This is a genomic window from Lachnoclostridium sp. An131 (assembly GCF_002160825.1).
Lineage (GTDB): Bacteria > Bacillota > Clostridia > Lachnospirales > Lachnospiraceae > Laedolimicola.
This window is the reverse complement of the sequence record NZ_NFLI01000008.1, coordinates 158,198-169,241: the sequence shown is the minus strand read 5'-3', so window position 1 is coordinate 169,241 and position 11,044 is coordinate 158,198. Positions and strand designations below refer to the sequence as shown.

Genomic DNA, 11,044 nt, shown 5'->3' with positions numbered 1-11,044 from the left:
CTGTCAAGGGTGGCGTAAGCTGCCATCAAACATCATATCTGCAATTTTCAAGGTTCAATCTGAGCCTATTTCTTAGACTTCATTTTTTCATAACTCATTTGACACTACCCAAAATAGTCATTTATGGCTGAAAGCCAGCTTCTTGATCAATATGAGAAGTGATATCGGTTATATTTTCACAGTGAAAGGGTATAGTGACAGGATCAAAGGAAGAGGTTTGGAGTTCTTCCTCCTGATTCCAGTTATGAACAGCCTGGTATTGGAGGGTTCCATTCAAAAAATCATAGAAGCTGACGTCATAGTCTCCTGACCCCCTGTCGAGCCCGGAAATCCAGTAGCTGTCCCAGATAAGCTCGCCGTTTACCAGGGAGAAGCTGCTTTCTGTTCCACCAAAACGATAGCTTTCTTTAATGATAAGCTTTCCACCGGAAATATCCATGCTCTGATAGGGATCCTGCCCCATCCCACCCTCAATGCTTCCGCCGACCAGGGAGGATTTTTGGGAAAGGGCAGTTTCTGCAGCGCTTTCTATATGAGAGCCGGACAGGGGAAGAATGGCTGTTTTTACAGCAGGCCGGCAGCTTCCCAGAAGTAAAATGCACAGAAGCATAAACAGGAGGTGTTTTTTCATATGGTTTTACCTCGTACACGTATAGCATGCGGATAGTCAGCAGAAATAAATGGTCCTGAATGAAAAAAGAAGCCCTTCTGAGTAGTGGTTTACCAGGACAATTATAGTATATCATGTAAGGTTTTCTGCTTTCAATGCTTTTCCAGCAGCTTCCGTCAGGAACAAGACAGAAAAACAGGTGCCCGGCGCATTTCTATTTAATTTGACGAATTTTGAAAAGTCCGGTATGATAGACAGAGAAAAAAAGGAAAGAGGAAAGAGCATGGCAGGTTCAATATTTGGAAGGCAGTTCTGCATTTCTACCTGGGGGGAATCCCACGGGAAGGGCATTGGCGTCGTGATCGACGGCTGCCCGGCAGGACTTCCTTTAAGTGAGGAGGATATACAGAAGTATCTGGACAGGAGGCGGCCGGGCCAGTCCCAGTACACCACCAGCCGGAACGAGGGAGATAAGGCAGAGATTCTTTCGGGAGTCTTCGAGGGGAAGACGACTGGCACGCCGATCTCGATTCTGGTGGCGAATACGTCTCAGCGTTCCCAGGATTACAGCGAGATTGCGTCCTATTACCGTCCGGGGCATGCGGATTATACCTTTGATCAGAAATACGGCTTCCGGGATTACCGTGGCGGCGGTCGGTCTTCCGGGAGGGAGACCATCGGGCGCGTGGCGGCGGGAGCCGTGGCGGCGAAGCTCCTCTCGGAGCTGGGCGTGAGTTTAAGCGCCTATACCCGTTCCATCGGGCCCGCGGAAATCGACTATGACCGCTTCGACGAGCATGAGATTCGCAGAAACCCGGTTTACATGCCGGATTCCCAGGCGGCGGAGCAGGCCATGATTTATCTGAAGGAATGCATGAGGGAAAAGGATTCCGTCGGCGGAGTAGTGGAATGTGTGGTCAGAGGCCTGCCGGCAGGCCTTGGAGATCCCTGCTTTGAGAAGCTGGACGCCAATCTGGCGAAGGCGATTCTCTCCATCGGAGCGGTGAAGGGCTTTGAGATAGGCTCCGGCTTCGGAGCGGCGAAGCTCCGGGGAAGCGAAAACAACGATCCCTTTGTGAACCGCGGAAACGGGATTGAGAAGGAGCGCAACAATGCGGGCGGAACCTTAGGCGGCATCAGCGACGGAAGTCCCGTCGTGCTGCGCGCTGCCATCAAGCCGACATCCTCAATCGCGGCAAAGCAGCATACGGTGAATCAAGACGGTGAAAACATTGAAATCAGTGTGCATGGACGGCACGACCCGGTGATTGTGCCCCGGGCAGTCGTTGTCGTGGAGGCTATGACAGCCCTGGTGCTTGCGGATGCCCTGCTCTGCGGCATGAGCGCAAGGATGGATTTCGTACGGAAAATCTGGGGGAAATAAGGAATGGGATTGAACTATGTAATTGCAGGCTCCGGCGCCACAGGCGGAAGCATCGGTGCCTTCCTGGCGGCTGACGGGCAGGACGTGGTCTTTCTGGCAAGGGGAGCGCAGCTGGAAGCCCTGAGAGAAAAGGGAATTTCCATGAGGCATACGGCAAAGGGAGATTTTACGGTGTGCCCGGTGAAGGCTGAGACTATGGAAGAATATGGCGGCACGCCGGATGTGGTCTTTGTATGTGTGAAAAGCTATTCCCTGGAGGATGCGCTCCGGCTTGTAAGGCGGACAGGCTCTCCGGAGACCGTGGTGATCCCGATTCTGAATATTTACGGCACAGGGGAGCGGATGCAGAAGGAGCTTCCGGATATGACGGTGACGGATGGCTGCATCTATGTGGCAGCCCATGTGTCTGCGCCGGGAGAGATTACCCATGGCGGAGATATTTTCCGGGTGGTGTACGGGCTGAGGCCGGGACAGGAGCCAGGCACGGCAGTGCGCGCCAAGCTGGAGCAGGTAAAGCGGGATCTGGATCATGCGGGAATCAGCGGAGAATATTCGGAGAATATCCGCCGGGATACCTTTAAAAAGTTCATGTACACCAGCCCGATGGCTGCGGCAGGAGAGTACTTCCATGCGCAGGCCGGAGATTTCCAGAAGGAGGGAGAGCCCCGGGATACCTTTATTGCCATGGACAGAGAATACCTGAGGCTTGCGGACGCCATGGGCCTCGGGGTTCCGGAGGATATGGTGGAGGTGAACCTTAAGATTCTGGATGATCTGAGCCCCGAAGCGGGAACCTCCATGCAGAGAGACATCGCAAAGGGCGGAAGGTCCGAGATCGCAGGGCTGGTCTATGCGGTGGAGGATATGGCTGCGGCTTATCAGGCAGAGATGCCTGTCTGCCGCAGGGTGATTCAGGAATTAAAGGCGAGAGGATTAAAATAGATGTATCGGATAGTAAAGAAAGACGGAAACGCGAAGCATGCGGAATTTACGACCGTGCACGGCACTGTGCAGACGCCGGTCTTTATGAACGTGGGAACTGCAGCGGCTATCAAGGGGGCTGTGGCGACCTCGGATCTGGAGCAGATCGGCACGCAGATTGAATTGTCGAATACCTACCATCTGCATGTGCGTCCCGGCGACCAGATTGTGAAAAAGCTGGGAGGCCTTCATAAATTTATGTCATGGGATAAGCCGATTCTGACAGATTCCGGCGGCTTTCAGGTATTTTCTCTGTCCTCCCTGCGCAAGATCAAAGAAGAGGGAGTGTATTTCAATTCCCACGTGGACGGACGGAAGATTTTCATGGGTCCGGAGGAGAGCATGCAGATTCAGTCGAACCTGGCCTCTACGATTGCCATGGCCTTTGACGAGTGTGCGCCCGCTCTGGCGGACCGCGGTTATGTGGAGCGCTCGGTAGCCAGGACGACCCGCTGGCTTGCCCGCTGCAAGGCGGAGATGAAGCGGCTGAACGCCCTGCCGGATACGATCAATCCAGATCAGCTGCTCTTTGGCATCAATCAGGGGGCGGTTTATGAGGACATCCGTATCGAGCATGCAAAGCAGATTACGGAGATGGAGCTGGACGGCTATGCCATTGGCGGGCTGGCGGTAGGTGAGACCCACGAGCAGATGTACCAGATTATCGAGGCTGTGGTTCCTCATCTTCCGGAGGATAAGCCCACCTATCTGATGGGCGTGGGCACGCCGGCCAATATTCTGGAGGCTGTGGACAGAGGGGTAGACTTTTTTGATTGTGTCTATCCGAGCCGGAACGGGCGCCACGGGCATCTGTACACGAATTACGGAAAAATCAATCTGTTTAACGCGAAATATGAGCTGGATGAGCGGCCCATTGAGATCGGCTGCCAGTGTCCGGCCTGCCGCCGCTACAGCAGGGCCTATATCCGCCATCTTCTGAAGGCGAAGGAGATGCTGGGCATGCGGCTCTGCGTATTGCACAACCTGTATTTTTACAATACCATGATGGTGGAGATCCGGGATGCCATCGACGCGGGCCGGTATCAGGCCTATAAGAAAGAAAAGCTGGAGAAAATGAGGTCTGGCTCTTGACCGGAGATCCGTAGTTATGCTACTATTATAACAGTGTGTCCTGGTGTTTCAGAATTCTGCCAGATGAGGAGCAGCATGGCAGAACAGCCATGTTCAGAGAATGCGGGACAGCAGTTTTATTCTAGGAGGAAAGAACATGAATTTACTGGCAACAAGCGGCGGCGCAATGGGATGGGAGGTTATCATCCTTTATGTAGTAGTCATCGGAGCGTTTATGTATTTTGCGGCGATTCGCCCGCAGAAGAAGGAGCAGAAGCGTGTGAATGCCATGCTTGCCAATATGGAGGTAGGCGATGCGGTAGTGACCACAAGCGGATTCTATGGAGTCCTGATTGATATCACCGAGGACGACGTGATTGTCGAGTTCGGAAGCAACCGGAACTGCAGAATTCCGATGAAAAAAGCAGCGATTGCAGAGGTGGAGAAGAGCAATGAGTAAAAAACCGACAGTACTGATGATCCTGGACGGCTATGGCCTGAATGAAAATCCGGAAGGAAACGCCATCGCGATGGCGGCTACGCCGGTCATGGATCAGCTTATGAAGGAATATCCCTTTGTAAAGGGAAACGCAAGCGGACTGGCCGTGGGACTTCCCGACGGACAGATGGGAAATTCTGAGGTGGGCCATATGAATATGGGTGCGGGACGCATCGTATATCAGGAGCTGACCCGCATCACCAAGGAGATTGAGGACGGAGACTTTTTTGAGAATGAGGCGCTTGTGGCAGCCGTGGAGAATGCAAAGGCGAAGGATTCTGCCCTTCATATGTTCGGGCTGGTGTCCGACGGCGGCGTGCACAGCCACAATACCCATATTTACGGGCTTCTGGAGCTGGCGAAGCGCCATGGACTGAAAAAGGTCTATGTACACTGCTTCCTGGACGGCCGCGATACACCGCCGACCTCCGGTAAGGATTACGTACAGGAGCTTACAGACAAGATGAAGGAGATCGGCGTCGGCGAGGTAGCCTCTGTGATGGGCCGCTACTATGCGATGGACCGCGACAACCGCTGGGACCGCGTGGAGCTGGCTTACAAAGCTCTGACAAAGGGCGAGGGCGTGGAGGCTTCCGATGGTGTGAGCGCGATTGCGGCTTCCTATGAGAAGGACGTGAACGATGAATTCGTAGTGCCGGCAGTTGTGATGAAGGACGGCAAGCCGCTGGCTACGATCCAGGACGGCGATTCTGTGATCTTCTTTAACTTCCGCCCGGACCGTGCGAGAGAGATCTCCAGAGCCTTCTGCTGTGATGAGTTTACGAACTTCCCGAGAGAGAAGAAGCTGGATCTGACCTATGTATGCTTTACCGAGTATGATCCGACGATTCCGAACAAGCTGGTGGCCTTCCACAAGGTAGAGCTTCACAATACCTTTGGCGAGTATCTGGGAGCCCACAATATGAGCCAGCTGCGTCTGGCCGAGACAGAGAAATACGCCCATGTAACCTTCTTCTTCAATGGCGGAGTGGAAGAGCCGAACAAGGGTGAGGAGCGTATTCTCGTGAAGTCTCCGAAGGTGGCGACCTATGATCTTCAGCCGGAGATGAGCGCGCCGGAGGTATGCGATAAGCTGGTAGAGGCCATCAAGGCGGATAAATATGATGTCATTATCATCAACTTTGCGAACCCGGATATGGTAGGCCACACGGGCGTGATCCCGGCAGCTGTAAAGGCTATTGAGACGGTTGACGGCTGTGTGGGACGTGCTGTAGAGGCTCTGAAGGAGGTGGACGGCCAGATGTTCATCTGCGCAGACCACGGAAATGCGGAGCAGATGATTGATTATAACACAGGCGAGCCCTGGACCGCTCACACGACGAACCCGGTTCCGTTCATTCTGGTGAACGCAGATCCGGCTTATACCTTAAGAGAGGGCGGCTGCCTGGCTGATATTATTCCGACCCTCATTGAGATGATGGGAATGGAGCAGCCGAAGGAAATGACGGGCAAGTCACTTCTGGTGAGAAAATAAATAGCTTTGTTTGACCGTAGGAGGTGTGAAAGTGGGTATTGTCAGAATTATATTGACGGTTCTGTTTGTTGCGGTATGTGTTCTCCTGACGATTGTTGTATTGTCTCAGGAAGGAAAGTCCAATGGACTTGGCGCGCTTGCGGGCGGCAATTCCTTCTGGGAGCAGAATAAAGGCCGTTCCCTGGAAGGAAAGAAGGTACTGTTTACAAAGATACTGGCTGTGGCCTTCATTGTGCTGGCGCTGGTACTGAACCTGAATATTTTCTAAAGAAACACAGTGAACAAAAGCACTCCCGGAAATTCCGAGAGTGCTTTATGTTTAAGGGAAAGCGGTAAGCTTTTCCCTGCAGCAGATCGGATATGGCATGGGAAACAAGACATTTGAAGAAAGAAAGAAAATTATATATGAATTTATCAGTGATCCGCATTATGTGCCTATGAAGGAGAAGGAGCTGGCAGTGCTCCTTCAGGTGGCCAGGGAGGATCGGGAGGAGCTGGCGCGTGTTCTGAAAGAGCTGCTGAGCGAGGGGAAAATCGAGCTTTCCAAGCGCGGGCGCTACAACAAGGCTGTTCCCAGGAGGGTTACCGGAATCTTTACGAGCCACGCAAGAGGCTTTGGCTTTGTGTCTGTAGAAGGGCAGGAGCAGGATATTTTTATCGGAGAGAACGATACGGGAGACGCTTTTCTGGGAGACACCGTGGAGGTCGTGCTGAAGGGGCGCGGCGGCAGAAGGCCGGAGGGAGCAGTTACAAAAATCCTGGCACATGGCGTCACGGAGGTGATTGGTACCTTTGAGCGCAGCAAAAATTTCGGCTTTGTGATCCCGGACAACCAGCGGATCAACCGGGATATTTTTATCCCTCTGGAGCGTACGCGGGGAGCAGTCACGGGCCAGAAGGTGGTCGCAGAGCTCACGGACTACGGACGGGGAAGAAAAAGTCCCGAGGGGCGGATCACGCAGATCCTGGGAGAAGCCTCAGATCCGGAGACAGAGGTTCTTTCTATTATGATGGCTTACGGCCTCCCGGCAGAGTTTCCGGAGCGTGTGGAAAACCAGGCGGAGCGGGTGGCGAAGCCTGTATCTCCGGCAGACTGTGAGGGGCGGCTTGATTTCCGGGACGAGATCTGCGTCACCATAGACGGAGAGGATGCAAAGGATCTGGATGATGCCGTGTCTCTGCGCCGGGAGGGAGAGCATTACATCCTTGGCGTGCATATTGCGGATGTGGCAAATTACGTGCAGGAGAACAGCGCTTTGGACTGGGAGGCCAGGGACAGAGGAACCAGTGTATATCTGGCAGATCGGGTGCTTCCCATGCTGCCCCGGACTCTGTCGAACGGGATCTGCTCCCTGAATGAGGGAGAGGATCGCCTGGCCTTGAGCTGCATTATGACGCTGGACGAAAAGGGAAGGATTGTCGGGCATACGATTGCGGAGACGGTGATTCGGGTGAGCCGGCGTTTAAGCTATACGGGTGTGCAGAGGGTTCTGGATGGAGAGCTGGAGGAGCAGGCACTGTATCCGGAGCTGGTTCCGATGCTGCTTGAGATGGAAAGGGTATCCGGACTTCTTCGAAAGCGGCGCAGAAAGCGCGGCTCCATCGATTTTGATTTCCCGGAGACAAAGGTAGTTTTAGATGAGAGAGGACAGGTGCTCGACATCCGGCCTTATGAGAGAAATGCCGCTACCCGGCTGATTGAGGATTTCATGCTTGCGGCCAACGAAACGGTAGCGGAGGATTATTACTGGCAGGCACAGCCCTTCGTATACCGGGTGCATGAGAAGCCGGATGCGGATTGTATGCAGAAGCTGGGGATTTTTATCCGGAACTTCGGGTACCGTCTCCGGACGTCCGGGGATGAGGTTCATCCCGGAGAGATCCAGAAGCTTCTGGATCGAATAGCCGGAACTCCGGAGGAGGCTATGCTGAGCCGGCTTACTCTGCGCTCCATGAAGCGGGCGCAGTACGCTACGGACTGCAGCGGACATTTTGGACTGGCAGCGCCCTACTACTGTCATTTTACCTCGCCTATCCGCCGGTATCCGGATCTGCAGATTCACCGTATTATCAAGGAAAATCTGCGCGGGCGTCTGAATGAAGAACGGACGCTGCATTATGAGTCTATCCTGCCGGAGGTGGCGAAGCATTCCAGTGAAATGGAGCGGCGTGCCGACGAGGCGGAGCGCGAGACGATCAAGCTGAAAAAGGCAGAGTATATGGAGCAGCATATAGGAGAGGAGTACGACGGGGTGATTTCCGGAATTACCGCTTACGGGCTGTATGTGGAGCTGGTGAATACGGTGGAAGGTCTGGTGCATGTAAATTTGCTGAAGGATGATTTTTACGAATTTGACGAAGGGGCGAACGAGCTTCGGGGAGCGCATTCGGGCTTCGTTTACCGGCTTGGCGAGAAGGTCCGTATCCGGGTAAAGGGAACAGACAGGCTCTGCCGGACGATTGATTTTGAACTGGTATAGGAACAAAGGAGTTTTAAGATTATGGGGAAGGACAACTTCAAGCTGGTTGCCAACAACAAAAAGGCATACCACGACTATTTCATTGACGATACCTATGAGGCGGGAATTTCTCTTGCCGGGACAGAGGTGAAATCTGTGCGCATGGGTAAATGCAGCATCAAGGAAGCGTTTATTAAGGTGGAAAAAAACGAAGAGGTGTATGTCTACGGCATGCACATCAGCCCATATGAGAAAGGAAATATTTTCAATAAGGATCCCTTAAGGCCCCGGAAGCTTCTGCTTCACAAATATGAAATCCGAAAAATCGCCGGAAAAACGGCTGAGAAGGGGTATACGCTGGTGCCCCTGCGCGTCTATCTGAAGGGCAGTCTTGTGAAGGTGGAGGTAGGACTGGCACGAGGCAAAAAGCTTTATGACAAGCGCCAGGATATTGCAAAGAAGGATCAGCGCCGGGAGGCAGAGAAGGAGTTTAAGGTAAAGAATCTGTAGGCTTCAAATAAAGCCTTCCGCAGCCGCAAAAAGGCTCCGGAGAGACACACGAGAGCCTTGTGTGTTAGAAAATGTTATATAATTGAAAAATAATGTTAAAAGTGTGATAGAAATTGTTAAAAAACGAAAATTTCAGCTTGATTTCCTGCGAAAATGTATTAAAATAAAAATAGCATCGTGTGCGGCGAGGGCTGAAAGAAAGAAAAAGGAGAGGAAATCATGATTATCACACAGAAAAAGCCCATCGAGGAATTGATGGCGATGATCGGCGATGCGCAGAAGATCGCGATCCTGGGCTGCGGAAGCTGCGCTACAGCCTGCGCGACCGGCGGCGAGAAAGAGGTTGCGGAGTTAAAAGCGTATCTGGAATCTCAGGGCAAGACGGTAGTGGCGACCGGTATGGCAGACTACTGCTGTATGAATATGGGTGTTAAGACAGCGATGAAGAAACTGACGGCGGCAGGACCCGATGCGGTTGTCTGTATGTCATGCGGAGACGGCGTTCAGGTGGCGGCAAACCACAGCCCGGCTCCGGTTTATCCGTCCAACAATACGATGTTCCTGGGCGAGGCGGTTCGTTTTGGACTCTTCGAGGAAGCCTGTCATCTCTGCGGAGACTGCATGCTGGGAAGCACCGGCGGTATCTGCCCGATTTCCCGCTGCGCCAAATCTCTGGTGAACGGTCCCTGCGGCGGACAGAAGAATGGAAAATGTGAGGTCAATCCGGAAAACGACTGTGCATGGATTATGATTTACAAGCGCCTGGAGGCTCTGGGACAGCTGGACAAGCTGACAAAGAGAAGACAGGATAAGGGATATGAGAAGGTGGCATATCCGAGAACAATCAATATTAGGGGGAACAAATAATGGGCATGTTGGAAAAAGCGCTGGAAAGCGGAAAATTTGGTGTAACCGTTGAGATGGCTCCCCCGAAAGGATACGATTTTACAGAACAGATGGAGGCAGCCGAGCTTCTGAAGGGAAAGGTACATGGCGTCAATGTGACGGACATGCAGTCCGCCTGCCTGAAAGCATCCTCACTGGGCCTGTGCATTAAGCTGAAACAGGCAGGTCTGGATCCGATCATCCAGGTGACGGGCCGCGACAGAAGCCGTATGGGAATCATGGGCGACATGTTCTCCGCGGCAGCCTTCGGCATCGATACCATGCTGGCTCTGACCGGCGACCATCCGACGGTAGGAGACTGCAAGCAGTCCAAGCCGGTGTATGACCTGGATTCCGTGGGGATTCTGCATATGCTGACTGCGATGGAGGCTACGGACAGAGACTGCGGTGGCAATGAGATCGAGGGCGGCGCTCCGGTCTTCTATAAAGGCGCGGTCGTAACGCCGGTTTACGATCCGCTTCCTCTGCAGATCAACAAGCTGCGCCAGAAGGTAGAGGCAGGCGCGCAGTACATTCAGACGCAGGGAATCTTCGACATTGAGAGTCTGAAGCGTTTCATGGACGAGGTAGACAAGGCGAATATCCATACTCATATTATGGCTGGCATCATTCCGCTGAAGGCGGCAGGCATGGCCAGATACATGAATGAGAATGTTCCCGGAATCGCGGTTCCGCAGGATATGATTGACCGTCTAGCAGCGGCAGCGGCTGAGGGCAAGGAAAAAGGCGTCAAGGGACTTCCCACGCAGCTTGGCATTGAGATGGCGGCTGAGATGATCGCGAAGATCAAGGACGAGGGAATCTGCGACGGCGTACATATTATGGCAATCGGCGCAGAAAAGAATGTGCCGAAGATCCTCGAGAAGGCAGGACTGACAATCGAATAAGCAAAAGAAGCAGATGGGATGCTCCAAAAGCCGCAGCAGGCGAAAGGGAGCATCCCTTTTTATAGAATCAGCGCCGGTATGTCAGGGACAATGCGGCATCCAATGAAAAATAAAAAAAGCTCTTGAAGTACAGGGGGACTTATAGTATAATAAACCAGATTTAGAAGAGGCAAAGAGGGCCGCGTGTGCAAAGAGGCAGTAACTGTCTTTTTTTTTTGAAAAAATAAGTTGCAGTTCACACC

At 52.9% G+C, this 11,044-nt stretch carries 11 protein-coding genes; 10 read left to right on the top strand and 1 reads right to left on the bottom strand.

Annotated elements, in window-relative coordinates:
• Positions 1-121: 121 nt before the first annotated feature.
• The gene (locus tag B5E77_RS08570) at positions 122-631 is read right to left on the bottom strand and encodes a hypothetical protein (protein WP_087164945.1); all 510 of its coding nucleotides are present in this window, start codon (positions 629-631) and stop codon (positions 122-124) included.
• A gap of 262 nt (positions 632-893) precedes the next feature.
• Between B5E77_RS08570 and aroC the strand changes: the two genes are divergently transcribed.
• The 10 genes from aroC to B5E77_RS08520 all read left to right on the top strand — a co-directional run bounded on the left by aroC (position 894) and on the right by B5E77_RS08520 (position 10,802).
• Positions 894-1,994, top strand: a complete 1,101-nt coding sequence (gene aroC / locus B5E77_RS08565) for a chorismate synthase (protein WP_087164964.1) — start codon at positions 894-896, stop codon at positions 1,992-1,994.
• A gap of 3 nt (positions 1,995-1,997) precedes the next feature.
• The gene (locus B5E77_RS08560) at positions 1,998-2,936 is read left to right on the top strand and encodes a ketopantoate reductase family protein (protein WP_087164944.1); all 939 of its coding nucleotides are present in this window, start codon (positions 1,998-2,000) and stop codon (positions 2,934-2,936) included.
• Positions 2,937-4,067: a tRNA guanosine(34) transglycosylase Tgt gene (tgt, locus tag B5E77_RS08555; protein WP_087164943.1), complete on the top strand. Its 1,131-nt coding sequence runs from the start codon at positions 2,937-2,939 to the stop codon at positions 4,065-4,067. It abuts the gene before it with no gap.
• A gap of 136 nt (positions 4,068-4,203) precedes the next feature.
• Positions 4,204-4,506 carry a preprotein translocase subunit YajC gene (yajC, locus tag B5E77_RS08550; protein ID WP_087164942.1) on the top strand — a complete coding sequence of 101 codons (303 nt, stop codon included), beginning with the start codon at positions 4,204-4,206 and terminating at the stop codon, positions 4,504-4,506.
• Entirely contained in the window at positions 4,499-6,040 is a 1,542-nt protein-coding gene (gene gpmI, locus B5E77_RS08545; protein WP_087164941.1) for a 2,3-bisphosphoglycerate-independent phosphoglycerate mutase, read from the top strand. The genes yajC and gpmI overlap by 8 nt, the downstream gene beginning before the upstream one ends.
• Before the next feature lie 31 nt (positions 6,041-6,071).
• Entirely contained in the window at positions 6,072-6,308 is a 237-nt protein-coding gene (secG, locus tag B5E77_RS08540) for a preprotein translocase subunit SecG (protein WP_087164940.1), read from the top strand.
• A gap of 97 nt (positions 6,309-6,405) precedes the next feature.
• Positions 6,406-8,520 carry a ribonuclease R gene (gene rnr / locus B5E77_RS08535; RefSeq protein WP_087164939.1) on the top strand — a complete coding sequence of 705 codons (2,115 nt, stop codon included), beginning with the start codon at positions 6,406-6,408 and terminating at the stop codon, positions 8,518-8,520.
• A gap of 21 nt (positions 8,521-8,541) precedes the next feature.
• Entirely contained in the window at positions 8,542-9,009 is a 468-nt protein-coding gene (gene smpB, locus B5E77_RS08530; protein WP_087164938.1) for an SsrA-binding protein SmpB, read from the top strand.
• A 219-nt stretch (positions 9,010-9,228) separates the two neighbouring features.
• The gene (locus B5E77_RS08525; RefSeq protein ID WP_087164937.1) at positions 9,229-9,876 is read left to right on the top strand and encodes a methylenetetrahydrofolate reductase C-terminal domain-containing protein; all 648 of its coding nucleotides are present in this window, start codon (positions 9,229-9,231) and stop codon (positions 9,874-9,876) included.
• Positions 9,876-10,802 carry a methylenetetrahydrofolate reductase gene (locus tag B5E77_RS08520; RefSeq protein WP_087164936.1) on the top strand — a complete coding sequence of 309 codons (927 nt, stop codon included), beginning with the start codon at positions 9,876-9,878 and terminating at the stop codon, positions 10,800-10,802. The genes B5E77_RS08525 and B5E77_RS08520 overlap by 1 nt, the downstream gene beginning before the upstream one ends.
• The last annotated feature ends 242 nt before the right edge of the window (positions 10,803-11,044 follow it).

Excerpts from the sequence above, each read along its gene's own strand:
- B5E77_RS08570 (WP_087164945.1), bottom strand. The coding sequence starts at position 631 with ATGAAAAAACACCTCCTGTTTATGCTTCTGTGCATTTTACTTCTGGGA.
- aroC (WP_087164964.1), top strand. The coding sequence starts at position 894 with ATGGCAGGTTCAATATTTGGAAGGCAGTTCTGCATTTCTACCTGGGGG.
- B5E77_RS08560 (WP_087164944.1), top strand. The coding sequence starts at position 1,998 with ATGGGATTGAACTATGTAATTGCAGGCTCCGGCGCCACAGGCGGAAGC.
- tgt (WP_087164943.1), top strand. The coding sequence starts at position 2,937 with ATGTATCGGATAGTAAAGAAAGACGGAAACGCGAAGCATGCGGAATTT.
- yajC (WP_087164942.1), top strand. The coding sequence starts at position 4,204 with ATGAATTTACTGGCAACAAGCGGCGGCGCAATGGGATGGGAGGTTATC.
- gpmI (WP_087164941.1), top strand. The coding sequence starts at position 4,499 with ATGAGTAAAAAACCGACAGTACTGATGATCCTGGACGGCTATGGCCTG.
- rnr (WP_087164939.1), top strand. The coding sequence starts at position 6,406 with ATGGGAAACAAGACATTTGAAGAAAGAAAGAAAATTATATATGAATTT.
- smpB (WP_087164938.1), top strand. The coding sequence starts at position 8,542 with ATGGGGAAGGACAACTTCAAGCTGGTTGCCAACAACAAAAAGGCATAC.
- B5E77_RS08525 (WP_087164937.1), top strand. The coding sequence starts at position 9,229 with ATGATTATCACACAGAAAAAGCCCATCGAGGAATTGATGGCGATGATC.
- B5E77_RS08520 (WP_087164936.1), top strand. The coding sequence starts at position 9,876 with ATGGGCATGTTGGAAAAAGCGCTGGAAAGCGGAAAATTTGGTGTAACC.